The following is a 24,786-nucleotide window of genomic DNA, read 5'->3' as shown; positions in this document are numbered from 1 at the left end:
TCAAGGACAATGTCTCCCCAGCCTCCCCACCACCAGCCCCTCCTCAGCATCAACTGCACCTTCGGGCACCACGAGGCGGTGGGGTCGATCGACACGGTGTTTCGTCCCGGGGAGATCGTCGCGGTCACCGGCTCCAACGGTGCCGGCAAGTCCACCCTGGTCGACACTGTCGCCGGAGAGCTGGAACCGCTCGATGGCACGGTCCTGCTCACCACCGCTTCCGGTGCGGTCGACCCCGCGTCGCCGGAGGCGGCCGGGACGCTCCTGCACCTCGCCGACCCGTCCTTCTTCCCGGACCTGACGATCGGTGAGCACGTGTCGCTCATGGCGCACATCGCCGGCTGTCCGGATGCTGACCTCCTTGAGGAGGTGGATGCCTGGGCGGTCACACCGCTTCTCGGCAGTCTTCCCAGCAGGCTGTCCAGCGGGCAGCGGCAGCGCGCCTACCTGGGATTGCAGCTGACCCAGCAGGCTCCCGTGCTCACCCTGGACGAGCCTGAACGGCACCTCGACGCCGCGTGGACCGGGTACCTCTGCGACCGGCTCCGGGACTACTGTGACGACGGCGCGTGCGTCCTGGTCGCCACGCACTCCCCACTGATCTCCGGTGCCGCTGACCGGGTCGTCGACCTGTGATCGTGGTCAGGGGCGTCTGCGCCGTCCTCGCCGTGGTCGTGCTCATCACCGTCGCCGAACGCCTCATCCCGCTGCGCGCCGTGGAACGCGACAGATGGGAGTGGCACTACCGGCCCAGGGGGCAGTTCCCGGGCGTCGACTCTTTCAGCCGAGTTCAGGTCGCACTCTTCGGCGGCGTCGGTCTACTGCTCGGGTACGCGGTCGCGGACATCCCCGGTGCGCTGGTTGCCGGCGTGGTCGTCGCTGCGGCGCGCTGGATCGTCGGCACCACCGGCCCCCGGCGCCTCCCACGCACCCTGGACAACGGCACGACCCGGGCGATGCTCGCGGCATCCTCGGGACTCTTCGACTCGGAGTCGGCGGCGAACATCTACGCCGCAGGCTGGTTACGTAACGCGCGGGTGCGTGGACGCGGCGTCGGTGCCCCGCGGCTGCTGAACCTCATGCTGTTGCGGGTGGGGCGTCGCACCTACATCCCGCTCCTCTTCCTCGTGACCGCCCTGCTCGGCGTGGCGACGGTGCCGGTGTTCGGCTCCTACGCCGCTTTCGCCGTCCTGGTGGGGTGGACGGTGCTGGCCTCGGCGGTGTGGCGCGCCACCCGCCTCGAGGTCGCGGGGGAGTGGCCGTGGCGCTGGCTGATCCTCGGCGTGGTGGTCGGCATCGGCGTCGGCGTGCAGTGGCTGCAGGGGGCGCCGGACGCGCCGCTGGCGTCGTCCCTTCTGGCGGCGGTGGCGATCGCCGTCGGCGCGGTGCTGCGGGGGCGCCCACGGGTGAACGACGACTTCACGGTCGTCGAGAGCAGCGTCTACGGCGGGGTCCCCGCCGGGATGATCGGGTACTGGTTCTCCGGCTGGATCGCTCTGGTCCCCGCGGCGCTGGCCGTCGGCCTCGTGCCCTGAGGCCTGCCCCGACCCCGCCCCGACCCTGCCCAGACCCTTGTCGGATCGCGGCACGGCAGTGTAGGCTCCACAGTCGCTCATAGACAGATCTGTTCATTCCAGACCGCTCGTGGATCCTTCGGGAGGACCCCCATGCTCATCACCGGACTCGCCGTCGGCGCCGTCCTCGGCTTCGTCATGCAACGCGGCCGGTTCTGCGTCACCGGCTTCCTGCGCGACCTGTTCACCCAACGCACCTGGCGCGGGGTCACCGCGCTGCTCGTCGTCATTGCCGTGCACGCGGTCGGCCTGACCGCGCTGTCGAGCATCGGCGTTATCGACCCGGTGATCAGCGACTTCGCCCCGTTCGCTGTGATCGTCGGTGGTCTCGTCTTCGGCCTGGGTATCGTGCTGGCCGGCGGGTGTGCCTCGGGTACCTGGTACCGCTCGGGCGAGGGGCTCGTGGGGTCCTGGATCGCCCTGGCGATGTACGCCCTGTCGTCGGCGGCGATGAATTACGGCCCGCTCAGTGGCATGAACGACTTCCTCAGCGACGTCACCGTCAGCGCCACCACGATCCCGGAGTCCGTGGGCCTGTCCCCGTGGGTCTTCGTGCTGGTCATCGTGGTGATCACCGCCCTGATGGTGCGCCGGTACGTGGCGCGTGACCGCGCGTTGCCGACCGTGGCGACGCTGCCGCCGAAGAAGACGGGTCTGGCCCACCTGCTCACGGAGAAGCCGTGGCACTTCTACGTCACCGCCGCGGTCATCGGCGTGATCGGCGTCGTCGCCTGGCCGCTCTCCGCCGCCACGGGCCGGAACTCCGGCCTGGGCATCACCACGCCCTCGGGCGACCTGGCGTCCTGGATCACCACGGCGAACCCGGACAACTGGAACTGGGGTGTGCTGCTGGTCCTGGGCATCCTGGTGGGGTCGTTCATCGCGGCGAAGGCGTCGGGCGAGTTCCGCGTGCGCGTTCCGGACGGTCGCCAGGCGGTGCGCTCGGTCGCCGGCGGCACGATGATGGGCGTCGGCGCGGTCTGGGCCGGCGGCTGCACGGTGGGCAACGGCATGGTGCAGACCTCGCTGTTCAGTTACCAGGGCTGGGTCGGCATCGTCGCGATCGCGCTCGGCGTGGGGCTGGCGGCGAAGATCTGGCTGAAGCCGGACCAGCCCTACAACCCGCAGGACGCGCAGGACGCGCAGGACGCACCGACGGCGCAGGACGTCTCGGCGGCGGTGCCGCCGGCACCGGCAGCACCGTCCGTCGCGTCGGGCATCTCTGCGTCCGGCGTCCTTACCGCGCCGGCGCTGGACGCCTCGGCGCTCGGCGTCGTCGCGGCGTCCGACGCCGGTGGGCTCACCGATCTCGGCGACGGGCGGTGGAAGATGGACACGCTCGGCGCGGTGTGCCCGTTCCCGCTGATCGAGGCGAAGGACGCGATCAAGCGGATCGGGGTGGGCGAGGAGCTCGTCATCGAGTTCGACTGCACCCAGGCGACCGACGCATTGCCGCGGTGGGCGGCGACGGACGGCCACGAGGTCACGCAGTTCGAGACCGCGGGGGACGCCGGCTGGGTGATCGCGGTGAAGAAGGGGGAGTAGCCGCGCGCGGCGGACTGCCCTGGTTACCCGCTGTGAATGATATTTCGATAGCCTGTGGCCATTGACGTTTCAGCAAATTCCTCCCCACCGGCCTGGCGGTACATCCCCGGCCGGTCTTTCCGGCGCTTCATCGCCTGCGGCTGCATCGACCTCGCCGGCAGCCTGACCTTCCGCACGCTGCTCGCCCTGTTCCCTGCGCTGATCGCCCTGGTGTCGATCCTGGGCCTGTTCGGTCAGAGCGAGGAGACGGTGGTCTCCATGCTCGACGAGGCACAGACGATCGTTCCGGAGTCCACGTGGGGCGCGGTCGAGCCGGTGCTGCAGACGATCCTGACCACCCCGTCCGCCGGGTTGGGCCTGGTCATCGGTCTGCTGACCACGCTGTGGACGGCGTCCGGCTACGTCAAGACGTTCGGCCGGGCGATGAACAGTATCTACGAGGCGTCGGAGGGGCGCGGTCTGGTCAAGTACAACCTGCAGATGTACCTGCTCACCGCCTTCCTGCTGCTGCTCGTGGCGCTGGGAGTGGTGGCCTTCGGTCTGTCCGGGCCGCTCGCCGAACTACTCGGCTCGGCCGTGGGGCTGGAGGAGACCGCGCTGCGGATCTGGGGCGTGGCCCGCTGGTTCGTGATCGCCGCGGTCGTGATCATGCTGGTGGGATTGCTCTACCGCACCACGCCGAACATCCGCGTCCGCGGGATGCGGTGGATTAGCACCGGTGCAGTCCTGGCCATCGGCGGAGCGATCCTGGCGTCCCTGGCGTTCTTCTTCTACGTGGTGAACTTCAGCAACTACAACGCCACCTACGGCACGCTCGCCGGCGTGGTGATCCTGATGCTGTGGCTGTTCATCGTGAACATTGTGTTGCTGTTCGGCGCGGTCGTGGACAGTGAAGTCGAGCGGGTGCGCCAGCTCAAGGCGGGTCTGCCGGCGGAGGAGAACCTGCAGCTCGAGGCGCGTGACACCGTGGCCATCGAGAAGGCGGAAGACAAGTTCGCCCGCGACGTGGAGCGCGCCCGGACCGTGCGGGAGGCCGCCGAAGTGGCAGAGCACGTCGACCAGGAGGTTGCCGAGCGGGACGGTGACGGGGACGGTGACGGGGACGGCGCCGGTGACGGGGAGGACGGCCGGACCAGCGGCGTTGCGGGGAGTCACGCGCTCGACCGGTAGCGGGGGTCAGGGAGGGGGCTCTCTGAGTGATGTCCGACACAATTCATTGCCGAATTCGCTTCCATAATGATTTTCGTTCGGCTATGATTCTGTGACGATCACTACAGATACACGACTACATGACGGAGGACACCATGTCTTGCCCCTACACTGGCGACGACACTGACCTGCTGGGGACCGCGACTGACGACGCGGCACCGACCGACGATTCTGCTACTACCTCTTCCTCGACCTCTTCCGCGTCCTCGGCCAGCGAGGCCCCGAAGGAGGGGGCGGCCAAGAAGTCCTCCGGACGCAGCGTGCGCGGTGGGAAGAACGACAAGCTCACCCGCGCCGACGAGGGCTTCTTCGGCCCCGGCTCGGTCGCGTGGAAGGTCTGGGGTTTCCCGGGCTCGGCCCTGCATGGTTTCGCGCGCGCGGTCACCATTGAGCACCTGGACCCCGACCTCGTCGCTGCAGTCGACGAGTCCGGCCAGGTCATCAAGCGCACGCCGACCCGTTATGACCGCACCATGGAGTACTTCGCGGCCATCCTCGCCGCCGATGCGCAGACCGTGACCCGGATGTCCGACATCCTCATGAAGGTCCACGACCGCTCCTACGGGGTTAACCCGGTGACCGGGAACAACTTCGAGGCGAACCGTCCGTCCTCCCAGCTGTGGATCCACGTCACCGCCTGGCACTCCATCCTCTACGTCTACGAGAAGTTCGGACCCGGCAAGCTCTCCCGTGACGAGGAGAACGAGTACTGGGCCCAGATGGCGATCTCGGCGAAGTTCCAGCCGATCAACCAGGAGGACCTGCCCCGGACCCGCGGTGAGGTGCAGGCCTACCTCGACGGCTGGCGCGAGAAGCTCTCTGCCTCCGAGGCCGCCGTGTTCAACATCAGCCACATCCTCGACGGGTTCGAGACCATCCACCCGGACGTGCCGAAGTGGCTGCAGAAGGTCGGCCGGCCGGTCCTGCGCCGCAGTGTGATCGCCACCTACCCGCGCTGGATGCGCAAGATGATGGGCCTCCACCAGACCTCCCGGATCATGGACGAACTGTCCATCGCCGTCTGGAAGCCGATTTACAAGGCGATGCAGGTCGAGCCGCGGTTGATGATGTGGCTGGTCAAGCGGACCTGCCCGCGGGCGGCCCGGTTCTACGAGCCGATCCTGTTCGGATACCCCGCGGAGTCGCCCAAGGTCTACACCCCCGAGGTCGCCCGCCGGATGTTCGGCAACCCGCTGTCCCCGCTGGAGCAGCGCGAAGAACTGCTGCGCAAGCGCGCGGAGGGCAAGGGTCAGAAGGCCTACGACCACAACCACGAGGACACCATCCTCGAGTTCAAGAACGCCGAGTCGGTCGAGACCGCCGAGGAAACCCTCAACGCAGACGGCTACAAGGTCGGCTGACAGCCACCGCAACCACGAAGGAGGACATCATGTCTTGCCCCTACACCGGTGATGCCACCGACACGACGGACGCCAGCACAGAGACTACCAACGGAACCCTCGGCAGGATCTTCCGCCGAGGTGGCAAGGGTGACGTCCTCACTCGCGCCGACGAGGGCTTTTTCGGCCCCGGGTCGGTGACCTGGAAGGTCTGGACCTTCCCGACCTCTGCACTGCACGGCTTCTTCCGTGCGGTGACCATCGAGCACCTCGACCCGGACCTCGTCGCCGCCGTTGACGCCTCCGGCCAGGTCATCAAGCGCATGCCCGTGCGCTACGACCGCACCATGGAGTACTTCGCGGCGGTGACCTTCGCCGACGCACAGACCGTGACCCGGATGTCCGACATCCTCATGAAGGTCCACGACCGCTCCTACGGGATCAACCCGGTGACCGGCAACGACTACGAGGCGAACAAGCCGTCCTCGCAGCTCTGGATCCTGGTGACCGCGTGGCACTCCATCCTCTACACCTACGAGAAGATGGGCCCCGGCAAGCTCTCCCGCGACGAGGAGAACGAGTACTGGGCGCAGATGGGTATCGCCGCACAGTTCCAGCCCATCAACATGGACGAGGTGCCGCGCACCCGTGGTGAGGTGCAGGCCTACCTCGACAGCTGGCGCGAGAAGCTCTCGGCCTCCGAGGCGGCGGTGCACAACATCAGCGAGATCCTCGACGCCTTCGAGAACGCCTTCGTGGACCTGCCCAAGCCGCTGCGCGCCATCGGCCGTCCCTTCTTCCGCCGCAGCGTGATCGCCACCTACCCGCACTGGATGCGCGGCATGGCGGGCCTGAAGCAGTCCAAGGCGATGGATGCGGCGATGTTCGCCCTGTGGAAGCCGATCCTCGCGGTGGCGAACACGTTCCCCCGCCTGGTCATGGCCATCGTGAAGCGGATCTGCCCGCGCGCCGAGCGCTACATCGCTCCGGCGATCCTGGGCATCCCCGCCGAGACACCGAGGGTCTACACCCCGGAGGTCGCCCGGCGCATGTTCGGTAACCCGAAGACCCCGCTGGAGCAGCGCGAGGAGCTGCTCAAGCGCCGCGCCGAGGGCAAGGGCCAGAAGGCGTACAGCCACAACCACGAGGACACCATCCTCGAGTTCAAGAACGCCGAGAAGGAAGAGACCGCCGCGAAGGCGATCAACTCCGAGGAGTTCAAGGTCGGTTAAAAGCCCGCCCCTCCAGGGCCGGTGCCCACCATGTTTTAACGTCCGTCCCCGTCAGCGTCCCTGCTGACGGGGACGTCGGCGGTTCTGTCGCAGGTCGGTCGCGGTCATGAACCGTTGTTCACGGCCCGCGCTTTACGCCGACGGTCGCGCACCACCAAGGCTGCCAGCACCCCCACCACGAAGAGGCCGACGGCGACATATACCCATACGTCGTATTTGTTGATGGTGGCCGATACCGCCGTCCAGTTGTCCCCCAGGGCCACGCCTAACCAGATCAGCACCCCGTTCCACACACTGGAGCCCAGCAGGGTCAACACCGAGAATTTCACCAGGGGAGTGCGGTGCACGCCTGCCGGGATCGACACCAGGCTGCGCACTCCTGGCACGATACGTCCGAACAGGATCGTCGCCTCGCCGAATCGGTCGAACCAGTGCAGCGCCTTGTCCACGTCCTCGCCCTCGGTGAGCCACATTTTTTCGGCGATGGCGCGCAGCCGCTCCGCACCGACCACCATGCCCAGCCAGTACAGCAGCCACGCGCCGATCATGGACCCGACCGTGGCGGCGAGGAACACCGCCCACACGTTCAGTTGGCCGATGGTGGAGGTGAACCCGGCCATCGGCAGGACGAACTCGCTGGGCACCGGCGGGAATACGGTCTCCAGGAGGATCGCCAACCCCACGCCGACGGCGCCGAGCGTGTCCATCAGGGACACCGCCCAGTCGACGACAGAATCAAACACGCAGAGGCCTTCCGGACGGGTGGGGGTGAAACCGGTTGCCCGTCAATATAGCCGCTTTCCCGGGGTCCGTGGTGCCAGAATGCAGAACGACGGTTTCTGTCTGAAATTCACTGCGAAGTCTTCACTTCGACCGGAATGACAGACAGAAACCGTCGTTGCTGCTGTTGCAGTTCGTGCGGGGCGTGCGAAACTAGCCCTTCAGCGACGCCACCGGAGCGAAGCGCTCACCGTAGGCGGCGGCGAGCTCCTCGGCGCGGGCGACGAAGCCGGCCACACCGCTGGTGGGGTAGTCCTCGCCGGCGTCGGACGGCAGTGCGGCGGCCGCCGGGCGGGCGTAGTTGGTGATGAACTGGCGGGAGCCGCCGGTCCAGGCCGGGTAGCCGATGCCCAGGATGGAGCCGATGTTGGCGTCCGCGTCCGAGGTCAGCACGTTCTCGTCCACACAGCGCTGAGTCTCCAGGGCCTCGATGAACAGCATGCGCTCGATGAGGTCGTTGAGCGTCGGGACGCCGGACGCGCCGGACGCTGCGGTGGAGTCCAGGTCGGCACCGGCGGTGGCCGCCTCGCCGTCCGGAACGTCCACCGGCGTCACACCGAGCTTCTCGCGGAGCTCGCCGCGCAGTCCGGTCCACAGGCCGGCGCGGCGGCCGTTCTCGTCGTACTCGTAGAAGCCCTTGCCCTCGAGCTTGCCGGGGCGCTCGAACTCGTCGAGCATGGCGTCCACCAGTGCGTTCACGCCGCCATCGTCGACGGTGACGCCGGCGGCCTCGGCGGCGGCTGTGGTCTCCGCACCGATCTTGCGGGCCAGCTTCAGGTTCAGCTCGTCCTGCAGCTGCAGCTGCGGGGCGGGGTAGCCGGCCTGGCGTCCGGCGGCCTCGATGACGGCCGGGTCCACGCCCTCGACGAGCATGCGCATCGCCTCGTTGAGCACGGTGCCGATCACGCGGGAGGTGAAGAAGCCGCGCGAGTCGTTGACCACGATCGGGGTCTTGCGGATCTGGCGGGAGAAGTCCAGGGCCTTGGCCAGGATGGCCGGGTCGGTCTTCTCGCCGGAGATGATCTCGATGAGCGGCATCTTGTCCACGGGGGAGAAGAAGTGCAGGCCGATGAAGTCGTTCGGGCGGTCCACGCCCTCGGCCAGGCCGGTGATCGGCAGGGTCGAGGTGTTGGAGCCCAGCACGGCGGTGGACGGCACGGCGGCCTCGATCTCGGCGAAGACCTTGTGCTTGAGCTCGGTGTTCTCGAAGACGGCCTCGATGACCAGGTCCACGTCCGACAGGTCGGCGTAGTCGGCGGTGGGGGTGATGCGGCCGAGCAGGGCGGCGGACTTCTCCTCGGTGGTCTTGCCACGCTTGAGGGCCTTGGCCTCCAGGCCCTCGGAGTAGGCCTTGCCCTTCTGCGCGTTCTCCTCGGAGATGTCCTTGAGGACGACCTCGATGCCGGCCTTCGCCGCCACGTAGGCGATGCCGGCACCCATCATGCCGGCACCGATGACGCCGACCTTGCGGAACTCGGTCTTCGGGTACGGGGTGCCGTCGGCCTGCAGGGGACGCGAGCCGCCGCCGTTGCAGTGGTTCAGGTCGAAGAAGAAGGCCTGCATCATGTTCTTCGAGGTGGGGCCGGTGACTAGGGAGACGAACCAGCGGGTCTCCACGGCCGTGGCGTCCTCAAAGCGCTTGAGCTGGGCGCCCTCGACGGCGGCGGAGAGGATCGCCTGCGGGGCGGGCATCGGGGCGCCCTTGATCTGCTTGGTGACGTTGGCGGGGAAGCTGGGCAGCATCGCGGCCAGCGCCGGGGTGGTCGGGGTGCCGCCGGGCATGCGGTAGCCCTTGCGGTCCCAGGGCTGGGACGGTTCGGGCTTGGAGGCGATCCACGCCTTCGCCGCGTCGATGAGCCCGTCGGCGGGGACGATCTCGTCGATGAGGCCGGCATCCTTGGCGGCGTCGGCGCTGAACTGGCGTCCGGTGGTCAGCACCTTCATCAGGGCGTCCTGAATGCCGAGCATGCGGGTCACGCGCGCCACGCCGCCGCCACCGGGCAGCAGGCCGAGGGTGACCTCGGGCAGGCCGAACTTGGCACCCTTGGTGTCCGCGGCGATGCGGTGGTGGGTGGCCAGGGCGATCTCCAGGCCGCCGCCGAGGGCGGTGCCGTTGAGCGCGGCGACGACCGGGACCCCGAGGGTCTCGATGCTGCGCATATCTGCCTTCATCTGGTTGATGGAGGTGGTGAGGGCCTCTGCGTCGGCCGGGGTGGCGGTGATCATGGTCTTGATGTCGCCGCCGGCGAAGAAGGTCTTCTTCGCACTGGTGACGACCACGCCGGTGACCTCGCCGGCCTCGACACCGGTGCGCAGCTTCTCCGCGATCTCCGCCAGGGAGGTCTCGAAGGCGGCGTTCATGGTGTTGACGGGGGAGTTGGGGTCGTCGATGGTGAGGGTGACCACGCCGTTGCCGTCGGTCTCCCAGGCGATGATGTTGTCGCTCATGAGTTGTTCTCCTACAGAAGTTCGGTGTTCGGCAGTTCGGTGTTCGGCGGTGGTCTAGACGCGTTCGATGATGGTGGCCACACCCATGCCCGCGGCGACGCAGAGGGTGATCAGGGCGTAGCGTCCGCCCGTGCGGTGCAGCTCGTCGACGGCGGTGCCGGTGATCATCGCACCGGTGGCACCCAGCGGGTGGCCCATGGCGATGGCGCCACCGTTGATGTTGAGCTTCTCGTCCGGGATGTTCAGGTCACGCTGCGCGCGCAGGACGACGGAGGAGAACGCCTCGTTGATCTCCCAGACGTCGATGTCGTCGGCGGTGAGGCCGGCCTGCTCCAGGGCGGCGCGGGCGGCCGGTGCCGGGGCGGTGAGCATGATCGTGGGCTCCACACCGGTGGTCACCGCGGCGACGACGCGGGCGCGCGGGGTCAGCCCGTTCTTCGCACCGGCGGCCTCGGAACCGATCATCAGCAGCGAGGCGCCGTCGACGATGCCCGAGGAGTTGCCGCCGTGGTGCACGTGGTTGATGGCCTCGACCTGCGGGTACTTGGTCAGCGCGACGGCGTCGAAGCCGCCCTGGTCGCCGATGCCGGCGAAGGCCGGACGCAGGCCGGCGAGCTTCTCCGGGGTGGTGCCGGGACGGATCGTCTCGTCGCGGTCCAGCAGCGTCACGCCGTTGCGGTCCTTGACCGGGACGACGGAGCCGTCGAAGCGTCCTTCCTGCCACGCCGTCGCGGCGCGCTCGTGGGAGCGTGAGGCGTAGGCGTCGAGCTGCTCGCGGTCGACGCCGTCGAGCGTGGCGATGAGGTCGGCGGAGATGCCCTGCGGGATGAAGTCGTTGGCGAAGGAGGTCTCCGGGTCCATGGCCAGCGCGCCGCCGTCGGAACCCATCGGCACGCGCGACATCGACTCCACGCCACCGGCGAGGACGAGGTCGTCCCAGCCGGAGCGGACCTTCATCGCACCCAGGTTCAGGGCGGTGAGGCCGGAGGCGCAGTAGCGGTTGACCTGCAGTCCCGTCGCCGAGTACGGCAGGCCGGCGTTGAGGGCCGCGGTGCGGGCGATGTCCATGCCCTGGTCACCGACCGGGGTGACGACGCCGGAGATGACGTCGCCCACCGCAGCCGGGTCCAGGCCCGGGTTGCGCTCGAGGATCTCGGTGATAAGGCCGCTGAGCAGGTCAACGGGTTTCACGGTGTGGAGGCTGCCACCGGGCTTGCCTTTACCACGCGGGGTTCGGACGGCTTCGTAGATGAAAGCCTCGGGGATGCTGGTGTTCGTCATGACGGTCCTCACTTGCCTCACTTGTTGGTGCGACGACATCGGTGTGCAACATGTGTCGCCGATCACTCTATCGTCATATCTGGTTGCGCGTGGCATTCCGGTGAGGTCGGGGGTGCCTTCTTCCTGCGCTTTTGTATCGTCAAGCTACAAGTGACGTGAGGGGACGTGAGGTGACAGGGCCCGGCATCACCGCCGTCGCATCACCAGCACCAGGTTCGACACCGCCACCTCGCGCAACCAGGGGACGCGCACCATCCACCACGCCCACCACGGGTGGTAGCGGGGGAACGCGGCGAGGAGGTCAGCGTCCTGCGCCTGCGCTGCGTAGCGCAGCCCGTCGGCGCACGATACGTCGAACAGGCTCTCACCCCAGCGGTTCTTCGGCGGGTGACCGTGGCGACGCTCGTAGCGTCCGGCGGCGAACTCCCCGCCCACGTAGTGCTCCCACAGACCCGTCTCGTGCCCGCCGAACGGACCCAACCAGCAGGTATAGGAGAAGATCATCAGCCCGCCGGGCCGGGTGACGCGCAGCATCTCGTCCGCCATGCGCCACGGCTCGGCCACGTGCTCGGCGACGTTGGAGGAGTAGGTGACGTCGAAGACGTCGTCGGCGAACGGCAGGTCCATGCCCGATCCTCGCACCGAGGACTGCAGCCGGATGCCCGCCGCCGCCATCTCTCCGACGTCCGGCTCGCAGGTCACGTAGTCGCCGGACGCTACGCCGGCCGCGGCGAAGGCGCGTCCGAAGTAGCCCGGGCCGCCGCCGACGTCGAGGATGCGGCACCCGGCGAGCGACTCCCCGGTCGCGCCGTCCTGCAGGTCATTGATCAGTCGGACGGTGTCCTCGGCGAGGTGCCCGTAGAAACGGTCCGGGTCGCTCTGCTCGAAGCGGAAGTCGCCGAGCAGGCCGAGGGACCGGCGCAGCGTGGCGTGGCGACGCAACGGGCGCAGTGCGGGAGGTACGGGCATGCCGTCATCATCTCACATGGTCCGTATTCGTGCGGAGAAAGGTGTTCTACGATTAAAAAAGTGCCATTATGACGCTATCTCTGTACTGTCAGGTGCATGTTACTGAGTCTGACGATAGAGAACTACCGTTCCTTCGCTGACCCTGCCGTCCTCGACCTGCAGAAGCGAGCCTTCACCACAAACCTGCCGAAAACCGGCGAGTGGCGTGACAACACCGAACGCATCGCGGGGCTCTACGGCCCCAACGCCTCCGGCAAAACAACGGTGCTCATGGCGTTGGAGGCGCTTCGGCGCGCGGTCGCCGAATCCGTGCAGTCCTCCCGCTCTGCGCAATTGCTCCGTACCCCGCATGCCCTGCGCAAGGAGCGGGCGACATTCTTCGAGGTGGAGTACGTCCGCGACGGCATCCGATTCCGCTGGTCTGTCACGCTCACCGGAGAGGGGATTGAGGACGAACACCTCGAGGCCGTGGGTGGTGAGGGTGGTAGTTCCCACTGGCGTCGTCTCTATACAAGGACCGGAGCGAGCATCGAGTTCGGACGCCACTCGGGGCTGTCCAAAGCTGCGCAGCAGAACATCGAGGCGTTCCTGCGACCGTGGACACTGGTTCTCTCCGCCTGGTCGCTGGTCCGCGACCCGGGCCCCTATTTCCCGGCTGTGACCTGGTGGACCGAATGCCTTGCCGTGGCACCTGCCCCAGGCTCGGGACCGGAGAGTACGGAGGCACACACGGAGTTGCTCAAACTCATGGTGGATCCCGGATGGCGGACAGCCGCCCACGCCGTGCTCCGGGCGGCGGATATCGGCGTGACCTCGGTGGATATTCGCAAGGACAAGATGCCACAGGAGCTTGTCGAGCTCCTCGAATCCGTGCAGGAAGTCCTCCACTCCAAGCGTGCGGGCACGTCGACGGATGCCGGCGTCATCGACCAGGACCCCCGCCTGGCGGAGAAGGTGAACGACGTCATCAGGCGCCTTGAATTCACCCACTCCGCCACGGCGGGCGACTTCCTCCTGAAGGAACAGGACGAATCCCGCGGTACCCGTTTCTGGCTGGACCTGGCGCTGACGGCAGTGAGGTCGTTGGTCACCGGTGAGGTTCTGGTGATCGACGAACTCGATGCGAGCATGCATCCGGCGCTGGTGCGGTACTTCATCGACCTCTTCCTCGATGAGACCACGAACCCCTCAGGTGCCCAGTTGGTCTACACGTCGCATGAGGTGACGCCACTGGGGAACACGCTGAGCGAACACCTGCCGCCGAGTGTCGTGTGGCTGGTCGAGAAGGTGGACGCGGAGTCCTCGCTCACCTGCCTGGACGAGTTCCGTATCGGGCAGCGGAGCAACCTGGAAAAGCAGTATCTTGGTGGGGCCTTTGGCGCGCTCCCCGTGATCGGCGACGAACTCTCGTCGACCATTGGTGAGCTGCGTCGGCAATGGGTTGCCGAGCAGCCTTAGCGCGGCCGGCACCTTGAGCCCTCAGGTCGCTGACGGGGCCTCGGAGCGACCTGAGGGCTCAAGGTGCGCGCCGAGGGCAATGCCGAGGGCAGCAGGCAGCCGGCGGTGCGCGCCGTGACCGACGTGTGCCACCGGTCTCATACCGCGCGGCCTGTATCGTGAGAACGGTCATGAAGGTTCTGTTGCTGTGTTGGCGCGACTCCCGCCACCCCGAGGGCGGTGGCAGCGAGGTCTACCTCGAGCACGTCGCCGAGTATCTCGTGGGCCGGGGGCATGAGGTCACGTTCCGCACGGCCCGCTACCCAGGTTCCGCCGCGCGTGAGCAGCGCAATGGGGTGACCTACCTGCGCGGCGGCGGGAGTTTCACCGTGTACCCGCGGGCTTGGTGGTACATGCTGCGCGCCCGGCTGCCGTGGGGTGTGGGGAAGAGTGCAGACCGCCCGGACATCGTCGTCGACACCCAGAATGGTGTGCCCTTCTTCGCCCGCGCCCTGGTCGGCAGAGACGTGCCCACGGTGCTGCTCACCCACCATTGCCATCGCGAGCAGTGGCCCGTCGCCGGCCCCGTACTTTCCCGGGTGGGCTGGTTCATCGAGTCGCGGCTCTCGCCCTGGCTGCACCGCAGGTCACCGTATGTGACGGTGTCGGAGCCGAGCGCGGAGGAGCTCGTGGAGCTGGGCGTGGACCGCGCGCGCATCCGGGTGATCCGCAACGGGGTGGACGTCCCGCCGGACCTAGGGGACCAGGACCTCGGGGACCTCGACGGGAGCAACCTCAGCCGCGCGCAGGACGAACCGACCCACCTGGTCACCCTGTCGCGGCTGGTGCCGCACAAGCAGCTCGAGCATGCGTTGGACGCCCTGGCCGCCGTCCTGCCCGCCCACCCGGACACCGTCCTGGATGTCATCGGTGACGGGTGGTGGTCGGAGAAGTTGCGGCGTCATGCCGACGACCTGGGGGTATCCGGGCACGTGGTGTTCCACGGGCACGTCTCCGAGGAGGTCAAGCACCGGATCCTGGCGCGGGCGGCGCTGCATATCCTGCCGAGTCGCAAGGAGGGCTGGGGGCTGGCGGTCATCGAGGCGGGCCTGCACGGCGTGCCCACGCTGGGGTACAGCACGTCTGCCGGGCTGCGCGACAGCGTGGTTGCGGACGGTCCGCGGGCGACGGGCGTGCTCGTGGACTCGGAGGGCGGGCTGATCAACACCCTTGGGCACCTGCTGGACGACCCGGCCCTGCTCTCCGAGCTGGGGGAGAATGCGCGGCTTCGCGCCGGGACGTTCTCCTGGGAGCGCACAGGTGCCCGCTGGGAGGAGTTGCTCGGGGAACTCGTCAGCTGAGTCATGCCCCAGGTCGGGAAATGGCCATTTTTCGACCTGGGGCATGACTCAGGTGACATGGGGTGAGGCAGGCGGGCTCGTCAGGCGGTGAGGTGCTCGACGAGGATCGACGCGCCGATCCCGATGAGCACGAGCCCGCCGATGAACGTCGCTGGACGCCCCAGCCGGCGTCCGCCGTGGTGGCCGAGCCAGCCGCCGGCGAGGGACGCCAGGAACGTCGTCGCCCCGATCAGGGCCACGGCGACCAGGATGTTGATCGGCACCAGCGCGAAGCCGATGCCCACGGCGAGGGCGTCGATGCTGGTCGCAATGCCGAGGGTGAGCACGGCGCGCACGGTGAAGGACGTCGCGGGCGCGGTGCCCCCGCCACCACCGTCCGCGCCGCCCGCGCCGTCCGCACCGTCCCCGCGTCCCTCGCGGACGGTGTCGACGATCATCTTCGTGCCGATGCCGGCGAGCATGGCGAAGGCGATCCAGTGGTCGATGCTCTCGACGAATCCGGCGACCGAGGACCCCACCGCCCAGCCGATCAGTGGCATGACCGCCTGGAACACGCCGAAGACCACGGAGAGCAGCAGGATGCGGCGCATCACGTGTTCGCGGATGGTGGTGCCCTGGACGACGGACACGGCGAAGGCGTCGGCGGAGACGCCCAGGGCGATGAGCAGGAGCTGGGTGGTTGTCATGGGGGAGGGACCTCTTCTTCGGCAGTTCCGGCAGTTCCGGTGGTTCGGGCACGGGGGCTGGGCCGAAGGTCTCGTTCGCCTGTCAACAGCTGCTGCGCAGATGAGGCACAGGTGATGCGCCGGGCCGTGCGGGACGGCCGGTGTGTCGACACACCTCCGGTCGCGGACGACCGGGAACTACTCCCCTTCACACAGGGTGACGCCGGCGGTGTGCCGCGGGCGTCGGGCAGTGACTTTAGCGGCTGGTCACAGAGTGCGAAAGCACGTTTTTCGGAGTTCGTGGCCCCAAACTCCGGCACGGGGGACCGTTGACAAAAACGCTTCACCGTGTCACTGTATTAGATACCTAATACAGGCGAACAAGAGAGCGTCGCCTGTGGGACACATAGAGGAGGTGGCCGTGGAGTTCGACAACTCGTCCCCGATCTGGAACCAGCTGCTCCAGGAGTTCTCGCGGCGCATCGTCACCGGCGCATGGACCCCGGGGGAACGTCTCCCCGGCGTCCGCGAGCTGGCGGCCGAACTCGGGGTCAACCCCAACACCGTCCAGCGCTCGCTGGCCGAACTCGAACGCACCGGGCTGTGCCGCACCGAGCGCACCGCAGGACGTTTCGTCACCGACGACGCAGGACGCATCGACGACGAGCGCCACGCGCTCGCCGACGGCGCCGTCGACGACTTCGTCCGACGCGTCCGCGGCCTCGGACTGGACCGGGACCAAGCGACACACCTCGTCACCACGAGGTGGACAGGACACGAGGAGTGACCGTGAACGACACCATCAACCAGCCAAACAACCAACCACTCGTCCGCACCCGCGGACTCGGCAAGACCTACGGCAAGCGGGTCGCGCTCACCGGCGTGGACCTGGAGCTGAACCCGGGGCAGATCGTGGGCCTGCTCGGCGAGAACGGCTGCGGCAAGACCACCCTGCTCAAGACCCTGGCCGGCGTGCTCGCCGGCTACGACGGGGACGTCACCGTGGCCGGCTACGCACCCGGACCGGAGTCGAAGGCCCTGGTCTCTTTCCTGCCAGACGCCGGCTTCCTCTCCCCGTCCCACAAAGTCGGCTTCTGCCTGCGGATGTGGTCGGACTACTTCGCCGACTTCGACGCCGACAAGGCCCGCGCGATGATCGCCGACTTCGGCATCGACGAGGAACTGCGCATCAAACAGCTCTCCAAGGGCATGCGGGAGAAGGTGCAGGTCGCGATCGCCATGTCGCGCCGGGTGCCGGTCTACCTGCTCGACGAACCGATCTCCGGGGTGGACCCCTCCGCCCGCGACTCGATCCTCAGGAGCATCATGGCGAACCTCTCGCCGGACTCGTTGCTGCTGATCTCCACACACCTCGTCCACGACCTCGAGCCGATGCTCGACGCGGTGGTGATGATGCGTTATGGACATGTGCTGCTCCAGGGCAGTGCCGATGACCTGCGCGCACACCATGGCACCAGCCTGGACGGCATCTTTCGGGAGGAGTACCGATGAGCACCGCAACAACCACAACCCCGACCTCGACCCTCTTCCGTTATGAGTGGCTGCGCACGCGCTCGCTGCTCGGCATCGCCAACGGCCTGGCCACCCTCGGCGTGCTGCTCTGCTCGGTGCTGACCTTCATGGACTGGACTCTCTTCAGCCCGCTGGCCGCGGCTTTCGGCATGATGCTGGTCATGGCTTTCACTCCGGTGGTGCAGATCCTGCTGGCCGTGGATTACTGGCGTTCCAGCTACGGCGCGACCGGTTACCTCACTCAGACCCTGCCGGTGAAGGGCAGCAGGATCCTCACGGTGAAGCTGCTGTGGGCGGCGCTGGTGAGCACCGTCAGCCTGGTGGTCACGGTACTGCTCGGCTGCGTGCTCTACACCGGGTTCTCGATCCGTGACCCGAAGATCGCCGGCCTCGGCGAGATGCTGGACGAGTTCTGGGCCGCCTTCGGCGACTCCGGCCTGCCGGCCTGGCTGATCATCGGGGTGATCGTGGCCGGTTACCTGGCCATGCTTTCTGCACCGGTGCAGTATTACTTCTCGATCTCGGTGGGCAAGGAGCGGTGGCTGCAGACCCTCGGCCCCGGCGGCCCGGTGCTGGTGTTCTTCCTGCTGGGCATGGTCGCCCAGGCCGTGGCGCTGATCGGCCTGTTCGTCATCCCCGTGGGCCTCAGCGAGAACGCGTCGGGCTGGACGCTGGGCAACTACAGCCTGCTCGACGAAATAAACACCTCCCCAGACGTCTATGACCCCTACGACTCTCCGATGCCGCTCGGCTTCGTCCCGTCGATGGCGATCCTCGTGCTGGTCTGCCTGTGGCGCACCTACTACTCCTGGAACCGCAAGATCGAACTGGAGTGACCCGCGCGCTGCCTCGCCGCTAGCCTGTCACTTCGTACAGCCGCCACCCGTCGGACGCCCAGATCTCGCGGTGCTGCTCCAGCACCGCGTCTGCCGCGTCCGCTGCGTCGGAATCCGCGCCATCCTGCACCAGCACCAGGTCCACGCCCCGTTCGGCGAGCCGGTCCTCACCGGACGCCACCTCGGTGAGCGTGGCCACGGTGTCCGGGTCCCCGTCGACGAGCTGGCCGTCCACGATCAGGTACCCGGGGTCGACAGGCGCGCCGGGCACCATCTTCAACGCCGGATCCAGCGCCGGACGCCCCGCGACCATGCGGTAGCTGCCCGGCGGCCACAGCAGCGTCCGCGCCGTCCCCCCGTTCTCTTCTTGCCAGCGCGCGACCTCGTCGGACGCCTCGGCGTAGGCGGCGTCCAACTGCACGGGGGCGACGTCGGCGACGTCGCGCGGCAGGGCGGGCACGCCCGCCCACACCAGCAGCAGGACGCCCAGACCCGCCCACGTGCCCCGACGCGTCGCGCGCAGCCCGCAGGCCAGCAGCACCACCGCCCCGGGCAGGGCAAGGACCACGAACTTCTGGGTGTCGCGCACCAGGCCCGCGCCGGGGAGGTTCTCGACGAACCAGCCGAGCACCGCCACGCCGGGGGGAGTGGCCGCCACCGCGGGCAGCAGCACGGCCAGGCCCGCCAGGCATACCAGCGGGACGCAGCGCAGCGTGCGGCGTCGCACCAGTACCCCGGCGACCACGCAGGCGGCGAGCGCCAGGACCACCCCGGCACCGGTGCTCAGCGGGGCGAGGGCCTCGCGGGAGGCAGGGACGGCCTCGGCGTTCCAGATGCCGCCGAGCCCCGCCAGCGCCCCGAGCGTCCCCACCCCGGGTTCGGCGCGCGCGGCGAATAGCGCCGCACCCGCGGCGTCCGACCGCGCTGCCGAGGCACCGGCGTTGAGTAGCGTGGGGACGACCCACGGCAGGGCGAGCACCACCGCAGTGCCGGCGACCAGCGCCTTGCGGCGCAGACTGCCGGACGCCACCAGCGCCGTCACCACCGCGAGCACCAGGCCCGTCGGGGTGAGCGCGCACACCGCCATGAGCAGCACGAGGGCGAGTAGCGAGCCACGCGTGCCACGCATCGCGGTGAGTGCGACGGTGGGCAGCAACATCCCGGCGGCCACCACCGACCAGTGGCCTTGTAGCAGCCGCTCGGCGACGAAGGGGCTCCACAGGGTCAACGCCGGGGCGATGGCCATGGCCACCCAGTTGCCCCCGACGTGCCGGGCGAGGGCGGCGGCACCCAGCGCACCGATCCAGCCGGCGGCGAGCATCAGCACGCTGACCGTCACCGGCGGGGGAATCAGCGGCGACAACCAGGCCAGGACGGTGTCCTGGGGGACGGCGCGCGGCAGGCCGTCGCGTCCGGTGGCGAGGTCGTTCAGCGCCATGGTGTGGGGCACGACCATGTCGCGGAGCACCAGCGACGGTGCGCCGCCTGCACCGAGCTGGTTGAGCTGGTTGAGCAGCGTCAGCACGAAGGGCCACAGGACCGCGCAGGTCAGCACCGCGCACCACAACGGCAGCAGCCACCGTGCGCGGCGGGATGCCGTACGCGGTGGCTGGGTGGGTGCCGGGGTGGTCATCGTCCTGATTCTAGGGGCCGGGCCCGGTGACCCCTATCGACCCCGGTCGCCCCGGTGGTGCCGGTGGTGCCGGGGCGGGAACGTCAGCCGCGGTGGCGGCCCGACGAGCGGGCGAGGATGATCCCGACGACGAGCAGGATCACACCGATGATGCCCGCGCCCCACGGGACGTAGGTGCCGATGATGTCCATCGAGCGCAGGCCGTCCTTCGCGCGGTTCATCTGGTTCTCGTGGGTCTCGTCGTTGAACTCGCCGGGGTAGTACATGGCGGTGCGGGTCGGGTTCGCCAGTTCACGCTCGCGGTTCTCCGGCTGGGCCATCTCCTCGGCCTCGGCGTCGTCGCGGGCGTAGTACATCCACACTTCCTCGGCGCCGTGCACGATCACGCCGGTGTCCGGCTGCACGCGCAGGGTGCGGTCCACGGTGTAGTAGCGGCTCATCTCGACCTCCGGGCCGAGGTCGGCGTCCTCATCATCGTTGGACGCGGCGTCCTCGTCGTCGGACGCCGCAGCGTCCTCGTCCTCGGGATCCCATCCCTCGACCTCGTCGGGGGTCAGGCCCCACTTTGCCGCGGGGAAGGACAGCTTCAGCGAGCCGAGGGACTGCTGGTCGGCGGCACTGAGCTCTCCGTCGCCCTTAAGCATGGCCTCCACGTTCGGGTACATCTCCGACGGGCCGATCTGCTGCTCGAAACGGTAGACCGTCTCGCCGTCCATCTTCTCCTGGTCGACGAAGTCGATGTCATTGGTCTCCATCAACCGGTGGTCGAAGTAGGGGTAGGCCTTCTTCTCGGTGTTGAAGGGGAACTGGAACTGCAGGCCGGTGCGGGTGAACTGGGGGACGTCCTCGTTGACGTTGCCGCCGTCCACCCCGGGGGCGGTGATGTTCAGCGAGGAGGTGGGCTCGTCGACCGGGTAGACGGTCTTGCGGTCAAGGGTCACGCGGTCGATCTCGGCGGACAGCAGGTTGTCCGGCTCGGGCAGATCTGCCTGGTACACGGTGCCGCCGGCTTCGAGGGTGACCTCGTCGTCGTCGGTGGGATCCTGGGCGCGCACGAAGCGCTGGGACTGGATATCGGTCTCCGGCCAGATGAAGCAGCTCACGACCTTGTTCTCACCCTGGCACTCCGGCAGGGATTCCTTGCCGGCCACCGGTTCGTCGGCGGCGAGCGCACCGGCGTCGGTCAGGATCCCCGGGGTGACCTTCGTGACCGTCGCCGATTCGATGTCCTTCGGGATGACCTTGCCCTTCGGTAGGACGTAGTTCGGCAGTGCCAGCGCGATGACCAGCAGAGCGGCGCCGAGGAGGATGGCGAGGTGGGAGAAGACCTTCTTCATGGGGGTCTGGTTCCTGTCCTGGTGTACGTCAACGAGCGGGGAATCCACGGCTACTTTACCTGCTGAAACTACGACGCCGTGGAGGAACGCGCCAGGAATCCGGCGCTGGTGACGGATGTTCACCGACGGCACGGGCGCGCGGGGCGTCCCGTCCACGGTAACCTGATCGGCGATGAGCCAGACGAGCCGGTCCCGGAAAACCTTCCTCCCCGCCCTGGAGGGGATGCGCGCGGTCGCCGCGTTGGGGATCATCGTCGCCCATGTGGCCTTCCAGACGGGCAATGACACCGGCGGGCTGGTCAACCGGATGATGGCGCGCCTGGACTTCTTCGTCCCGGTGTTCTTCGCCTTGTCGGGGTTCCTGTTGTGGCGTCGCCATGCCGCGGAGACCAGGTGGGGGGCGTACTACGTGAAACGTCTGGGGCGGATCCTGCCGGCGTATTGGGTCACGGTGGTCGTCGTCCTGCTGCTGTTCCCGGTTGCCTCGGAGGGCGGGGCGCCGGGCCCGGTGGCGACGGTGGCGAACCTTTTGTTGCTGCAGAATTACGTGCCGGACGGTCTGGTCGGCGGACTCACGCACCTGTGGTCGTTGTGCGTGGAAATGTTCTTCTACCTGCTGATGCCGCTGCTGGCGCTGGCGGTGGGACGCCGCCGCCGGCGGGTGCGGGTGGCGGCGATCGTGGCGGTGGGCTGCCTGAGTTATATCTGGCCGTTCGTCGCGTGGCACGGCGCACCGGTCAACGCGCACATCATGCCGTGGGCGTTCCTGTCCTGGTTCGGGGTGGGGTTGCTCGCCGCTGAATTGGAGGGCTGGCTGCAGGACGCTGCGGACGGACGCCACGTAAGGACGGTGGACGCCGTGCGCCGCTGGGCGCGGCGACGGTGGCTGTGGTTGCTGCTCGCGGTGCTCGCGGTGCTCGTCGCCGCGCTGGACGGCCCGGAGGGTCTGGTGACGGCGGGGGACGGGGAGTTCGCCCGCCGTAACTTCTACGGCCTGGTCTTCGCCGCGTGCCTGATCGTGCCGTGGGCGGTGGCACCTGCGTCGCGGGTGCTGGACTCGGCGGTGATGCAGGCCTTGGGCCGGTGGTCGTACTCGATCTTCCTGTGGCACATGGCAATGTTGTCGCTGGTGTTCCCGCTGCTGGGGATCGGACTGTTCCAGGGGGAGATGCTGCTGGTGCTCGTGGCGACGGTGGTGTTGACGATCCCCGTGGCGGCGTTGAGCTACGCCCTGCTCGAGGACCCCGCGCGCCGGGCGGTGAACCGGTGGTGGCAGGGACGGGTCACCAGGTGACCGGCCGGGTTGTATTTTACTGGCTCTTCCGGTTTTAGAGTGCGTTGATCGCTTCCCGGAGCCCGCCGGAATGGATCAACGATCGCAAGATGTAGTTCGCCTTGTTGCGGAAACCCAAGGCGATGCCGCGCAGGTGCTCCAGACGACCGTTGATGGCCTCGACCGGCCCGTTGGATGCGCCGGTGTCGAAGTACGCCAGGATGTCTTTACGCCGCTTCCACAGCGTGCGCCCTAGGGCAGCGTAGCTCCTTGAGCCCGTCAGGAATTCCCAGGTGCAACCGCTTGGCCAGCTTGAACAGTCGAAGCTTGCCCGCCCGACGATCAGGATCCTGATACGCAGCAATCAACTCCTGGTAACAGTCCCACGTCACCTGCACCGCAACGTGCTCATCGGCGGTCAGCACCTCGTCAAGACGATCGGCACGCTTCGGTGTCACCAACGAGCGGCGGATGCCGTAGAGCGGGTCACCTCGACGCCCGCGATGGCCCAACGTCTCACTCTGGACACGTCGCCGACACTCGTCGAGTTTGTCGGCGGCCAGGTGCACCACGTGGAAAGGGTCCATGACCGTGCGCGCGGTGTCCAAATGCTGTTCGGCGGCTTTGGCGTAGCCGGTGAATCCGTCCATCGTGGTGATCTTGACAGTGTCACGGAACCGCTGGTCACGGTCTTGCAGCCAGTTTCCGAACGCGTCGGCCGAGCGGCCAGCGACCATGTCCAACAACCGGGCGGGCCCTGTGCCATCGACCGCGGGGGTCAGATCCACGATCACGGTGACAAACGAGGCAGAGCCATCACCACGGACGTGCTTCCACTTGTGCTCATCGACACCTAAGACCCGCACGTGGTCCAGCCTGTGGACGTCGCCGTACGCCAGGTCACGGCAGGCCGACAAGGCCAGGTCGTTGGCCATGTCCCAACCTATGCCCAGCGCTGCTGCGCAGGCTTTTCACGCTCATGTTGTCGACGGCCATGCGTTGCAAGATCCAGCGGGATACCCGCCAGGTCACAGACTCTCGATCGTTGGCGGTGTGGGGCATCGACGCCCGGAAAATCGAGACGTCACAGTCATCGTTGCCGCAGACCATCCGGGGTTGCTTGACGTGCAGCAGTGTGGGGTGCCCGGCGATGGGAAGGTCAGTCAGCCGGCGGTCGACGTGGTCACGGAGCTGTCCGTGCTCATGGCAGCGAGGGCACGTGTCGTCGATGTGCCGCGGGTGGCAGAACAGATGGGTGATGTCCCCGCCGTCGGCGGCGTCGTCGATCGACAAGCCGAGTTCTACTGTGCGGCAGATGGTGTCGGCGACGATGTTGGCAGTGGCGGCGGAGTCGGTAGAGTGTGTCATGGATCCTGTGGTTGATGAGGCGTTGATTCGACACCTTCATCTTGTCACCACAGGGTCCTTCTATCGTTGAGGGGGCTTTGGCCACTACATGTTGTGGTCACAGGCTAGCGGGCTTCACACCTGCTACGCACTCTGGATCCGGAAGGGCCGGTTTAGCCCCATATGAACAGCGGAAATGGACTAATATATCTGAAAATATGATCAAGATTAGAGTGTGTCTTGTGCATCCTGCGATGATGTTTTACGCTTAAATAGCAAGTTCGTATCTGACATGAGGAAGGGACTCTCATGCTCTCTTTACACTCCCGATCTGTAGTCCGGCAACGAGCGCTTGCTCTGGTCACCGGTGTTGCGGTCGCCTCTGGTTTCGTATTGAATGCGCCGTCCGCATTGGCTGAACCTGCGAACTCTGCTTCTGTTGACCAGGTCCGCGAGGCACATGCGGATGACCAGGTTCGTGCAGAGCAGATCGATGACCACACTGCTGTAGTTGAGACCTCGCAGGGCAGTGTCACGGCTGTGGCCGATGTCGATAGTGACGAGGTTGTAGTCACCTCTGAGAATGGTCAAACGACCAGCTACCCTCTACCGAACGGTGAGGGTGAGGAAACCTATGCTGGCGTAAGCTGCTCGATGCTCATCTGGGTTGTTGACATTATTCGCGGAGCTGGATGGACTGCCGGAATTGCTGCCGTTGCTGCAACCGGTCCTGCTGGGGCTGTAGTCCTGGCCACCATGTACGCCATGGGTAGCAGCGCCTTTCTAGCGTGGGTTGGCACGAAGTGCTAGAGATGTTTCCGAAGACGGCGCTTGGTAGGGGCACTGTGCTCCTCGGAACTGTGGTCCTGTTCTTGGGCATCGCTGCGGCCGTCTTAGGGAACTTGCTGGTGTCAACCGGAATCTGGTTGATCTCAGCGCTGCCCCTTGCCTGGGGGGCAACTGTGGTTGAGCGCCGCGAGCGTCTG

General features: G+C 67.4%; 20 protein-coding genes and 1 pseudogene. 13 read left to right on the top strand and 8 right to left on the bottom strand.

The features are described from left to right. The first annotated feature begins 9 nt into the window (after positions 1-9). The 6 genes from ACT3SZ_RS10610 to ACT3SZ_RS10585 all read left to right on the top strand — a co-directional run bounded on the left by ACT3SZ_RS10610 (position 10) and on the right by ACT3SZ_RS10585 (position 6,900). Positions 10-636 carry an ABC transporter ATP-binding protein gene (locus ACT3SZ_RS10610; protein ID WP_444618511.1) on the top strand — a complete coding sequence of 209 codons (627 nt, stop codon included), beginning with the start codon at positions 10-12 and terminating at the stop codon, positions 634-636. A gap of 2 nt (positions 637-638) precedes the next feature. Continuing rightward, positions 639-1,535, top strand: a complete 897-nt coding sequence (locus ACT3SZ_RS10605; protein WP_444618510.1) for a hypothetical protein — start codon at positions 639-641, stop codon at positions 1,533-1,535. 132 nt (positions 1,536-1,667) lie between these two features. Continuing rightward, positions 1,668-3,119, top strand: coding sequence for a YeeE/YedE thiosulfate transporter family protein (locus ACT3SZ_RS10600; RefSeq protein ID WP_444618509.1), 1,452 nt, complete (start codon positions 1,668-1,670; stop codon positions 3,117-3,119). A gap of 54 nt (positions 3,120-3,173) precedes the next feature. Further along, positions 3,174-4,289 carry a YihY/virulence factor BrkB family protein gene (locus ACT3SZ_RS10595; RefSeq protein ID WP_444618508.1) on the top strand — a complete coding sequence of 372 codons (1,116 nt, stop codon included), beginning with the start codon at positions 3,174-3,176 and terminating at the stop codon, positions 4,287-4,289. 134 nt (positions 4,290-4,423) lie between these two features. Next, a complete protein-coding gene (locus ACT3SZ_RS10590; RefSeq protein ID WP_444618507.1) occupies positions 4,424-5,689 on the top strand; it encodes an oxygenase MpaB family protein in 1,266 nt (421 codons plus the stop codon). 29 nt (positions 5,690-5,718) lie between these two features. Beyond that, complete coding sequence (locus ACT3SZ_RS10585) at positions 5,719-6,900, top strand: oxygenase MpaB family protein (protein ID WP_444618506.1); 1,182 nt, start codon at positions 5,719-5,721, stop codon at positions 6,898-6,900. 104 nt (positions 6,901-7,004) lie between these two features. Here the strand turns inward: ACT3SZ_RS10585 and ACT3SZ_RS10580 are convergent, their stop codons facing one another. The 4 genes from ACT3SZ_RS10580 to ACT3SZ_RS10565 form a co-directional block, all read right to left on the bottom strand. Then, entirely contained in the window at positions 7,005-7,643 is a 639-nt protein-coding gene (locus ACT3SZ_RS10580; RefSeq protein ID WP_444618505.1) for a DedA family protein, read from the bottom strand. A 190-nt stretch (positions 7,644-7,833) separates the two neighbouring features. Beyond that, positions 7,834-10,128, bottom strand: coding sequence for a 3-hydroxyacyl-CoA dehydrogenase NAD-binding domain-containing protein (locus ACT3SZ_RS10575; RefSeq protein ID WP_444618504.1), 2,295 nt, complete (start codon positions 10,126-10,128; stop codon positions 7,834-7,836). A 54-nt stretch (positions 10,129-10,182) separates the two neighbouring features. Beyond that, complete coding sequence (locus ACT3SZ_RS10570) at positions 10,183-11,409, bottom strand: acetyl-CoA C-acetyltransferase (RefSeq protein ID WP_444618503.1); 1,227 nt, start codon at positions 11,407-11,409, stop codon at positions 10,183-10,185. A gap of 186 nt (positions 11,410-11,595) precedes the next feature. Continuing rightward, complete coding sequence (locus tag ACT3SZ_RS10565; RefSeq protein WP_444618502.1) at positions 11,596-12,378, bottom strand: class I SAM-dependent methyltransferase; 783 nt, start codon at positions 12,376-12,378, stop codon at positions 11,596-11,598. A gap of 96 nt (positions 12,379-12,474) precedes the next feature. On the opposite strand from ACT3SZ_RS10565, the gene ACT3SZ_RS10560 reads away from it, so the two are divergent. Then, positions 12,475-13,836 carry an AAA family ATPase gene (locus ACT3SZ_RS10560; protein WP_444618501.1) on the top strand — a complete coding sequence of 454 codons (1,362 nt, stop codon included), beginning with the start codon at positions 12,475-12,477 and terminating at the stop codon, positions 13,834-13,836. A gap of 170 nt (positions 13,837-14,006) precedes the next feature. Further along, on the top strand, positions 14,007-15,176 hold the full coding sequence (locus tag ACT3SZ_RS10555) for a glycosyltransferase family 4 protein (protein WP_444618500.1): 1,170 nt from the start codon (positions 14,007-14,009) through the stop codon (positions 15,174-15,176). Positions 15,177-15,256: 80 nt separating this feature from the next. Here the strand turns inward: ACT3SZ_RS10555 and ACT3SZ_RS10550 are convergent, their stop codons facing one another. Next, entirely contained in the window at positions 15,257-15,862 is a 606-nt protein-coding gene (locus ACT3SZ_RS10550) for a manganese efflux pump MntP (protein WP_444618499.1), read from the bottom strand. A gap of 400 nt (positions 15,863-16,262) precedes the next feature. Between ACT3SZ_RS10550 and ACT3SZ_RS10545 the strand changes: the two genes are divergently transcribed. From ACT3SZ_RS10545 to ACT3SZ_RS10535, 3 genes are read left to right on the top strand one after another with little or no spacing between them, the layout of a single operon-like run. Next, complete coding sequence (locus ACT3SZ_RS10545) at positions 16,263-16,628, top strand: GntR family transcriptional regulator (RefSeq protein ID WP_444618498.1); 366 nt, start codon at positions 16,263-16,265, stop codon at positions 16,626-16,628. Positions 16,629-16,630: 2 nt separating this feature from the next. After that, positions 16,631-17,353, top strand: coding sequence for an ABC transporter ATP-binding protein (locus ACT3SZ_RS10540; RefSeq protein ID WP_444618497.1), 723 nt, complete (start codon positions 16,631-16,633; stop codon positions 17,351-17,353). Beyond that, a complete protein-coding gene (locus ACT3SZ_RS10535; protein ID WP_444618496.1) occupies positions 17,350-18,210 on the top strand; it encodes a hypothetical protein in 861 nt (286 codons plus the stop codon). The genes ACT3SZ_RS10540 and ACT3SZ_RS10535 overlap by 4 nt, the downstream gene beginning before the upstream one ends. A 19-nt stretch (positions 18,211-18,229) precedes the next feature. On the opposite strand, the gene ACT3SZ_RS10530 is transcribed toward ACT3SZ_RS10535, so the two are convergent. Both ACT3SZ_RS10530 and ACT3SZ_RS10525 read right to left on the bottom strand, forming a co-directional pair. After that, positions 18,230-19,843, bottom strand: a complete 1,614-nt coding sequence (locus tag ACT3SZ_RS10530; protein WP_444618495.1) for a hypothetical protein — start codon at positions 19,841-19,843, stop codon at positions 18,230-18,232. Positions 19,844-19,926: 83 nt separating this feature from the next. Beyond that, positions 19,927-21,180: a DUF3068 domain-containing protein gene (locus tag ACT3SZ_RS10525; protein WP_444618494.1), complete on the bottom strand. Its 1,254-nt coding sequence runs from the start codon at positions 21,178-21,180 to the stop codon at positions 19,927-19,929. Positions 21,181-21,352: 172 nt separating this feature from the next. Here ACT3SZ_RS10525 and ACT3SZ_RS10520 point away from each other — a divergent pair, with 172 nt between their 5' ends. Then, the gene (locus tag ACT3SZ_RS10520; protein WP_444618493.1) at positions 21,353-22,474 is read left to right on the top strand and encodes an acyltransferase family protein; all 1,122 of its coding nucleotides are present in this window, start codon (positions 21,353-21,355) and stop codon (positions 22,472-22,474) included. A gap of 34 nt (positions 22,475-22,508) precedes the next feature. Here ACT3SZ_RS10520 and ACT3SZ_RS10515 read toward each other — a convergent pair. Further along, positions 22,509-23,821 (bottom strand): annotated as a pseudogene (locus tag ACT3SZ_RS10515) (ISL3 family transposase). Between the two features lie 288 nt (positions 23,822-24,109). Here ACT3SZ_RS10515 and ACT3SZ_RS10510 point away from each other — a divergent pair. Continuing rightward, complete coding sequence (locus ACT3SZ_RS10510; RefSeq protein WP_444618492.1) at positions 24,110-24,610, top strand: hypothetical protein; 501 nt, start codon at positions 24,110-24,112, stop codon at positions 24,608-24,610. The last annotated feature ends 176 nt before the right edge of the window (positions 24,611-24,786 follow it).

It is taken from the genome of Corynebacterium sp. AOP40-9SA-29, assembly GCF_052377405.1.
Taxonomy (GTDB): domain Bacteria; phylum Actinomycetota; class Actinomycetes; order Mycobacteriales; family Mycobacteriaceae; genus Corynebacterium.
This window is presented reverse-complemented; position numbering and strand designations above follow the sequence as displayed.

Coding starts and splice junctions, on each gene's coding strand:
- ACT3SZ_RS10610 (WP_444618511.1), top strand. CDS start 10: ATGTCTCCCCAGCCTCCCCACCACCAGCCCCTCCTCAGCATCAACTGC.
- ACT3SZ_RS10600 (WP_444618509.1), top strand. CDS start 1,668: ATGCTCATCACCGGACTCGCCGTCGGCGCCGTCCTCGGCTTCGTCATG.
- ACT3SZ_RS10590 (WP_444618507.1), top strand. CDS start 4,424: ATGTCTTGCCCCTACACTGGCGACGACACTGACCTGCTGGGGACCGCG.
- ACT3SZ_RS10585 (WP_444618506.1), top strand. CDS start 5,719: ATGTCTTGCCCCTACACCGGTGATGCCACCGACACGACGGACGCCAGC.
- ACT3SZ_RS10575 (WP_444618504.1), bottom strand. CDS start 10,128: ATGAGCGACAACATCATCGCCTGGGAGACCGACGGCAACGGCGTGGTC.
- ACT3SZ_RS10570 (WP_444618503.1), bottom strand. CDS start 11,409: ATGACGAACACCAGCATCCCCGAGGCTTTCATCTACGAAGCCGTCCGA.
- ACT3SZ_RS10565 (WP_444618502.1), bottom strand. CDS start 12,378: ATGCCCGTACCTCCCGCACTGCGCCCGTTGCGTCGCCACGCCACGCTG.
- ACT3SZ_RS10560 (WP_444618501.1), top strand. CDS start 12,475: ATGTTACTGAGTCTGACGATAGAGAACTACCGTTCCTTCGCTGACCCT.
- ACT3SZ_RS10555 (WP_444618500.1), top strand. CDS start 14,007: ATGAAGGTTCTGTTGCTGTGTTGGCGCGACTCCCGCCACCCCGAGGGC.
- ACT3SZ_RS10550 (WP_444618499.1), bottom strand. CDS start 15,862: ATGACAACCACCCAGCTCCTGCTCATCGCCCTGGGCGTCTCCGCCGAC.
- ACT3SZ_RS10535 (WP_444618496.1), top strand. CDS start 17,350: ATGAGCACCGCAACAACCACAACCCCGACCTCGACCCTCTTCCGTTAT.
- ACT3SZ_RS10530 (WP_444618495.1), bottom strand. CDS start 19,843: ATGACCACCCCGGCACCCACCCAGCCACCGCGTACGGCATCCCGCCGC.
- ACT3SZ_RS10525 (WP_444618494.1), bottom strand. CDS start 21,180: ATGAAGAAGGTCTTCTCCCACCTCGCCATCCTCCTCGGCGCCGCTCTG.
- ACT3SZ_RS10520 (WP_444618493.1), top strand. CDS start 21,353: ATGAGCCAGACGAGCCGGTCCCGGAAAACCTTCCTCCCCGCCCTGGAG.
- ACT3SZ_RS10510 (WP_444618492.1), top strand. CDS start 24,110: ATGCTCTCTTTACACTCCCGATCTGTAGTCCGGCAACGAGCGCTTGCT.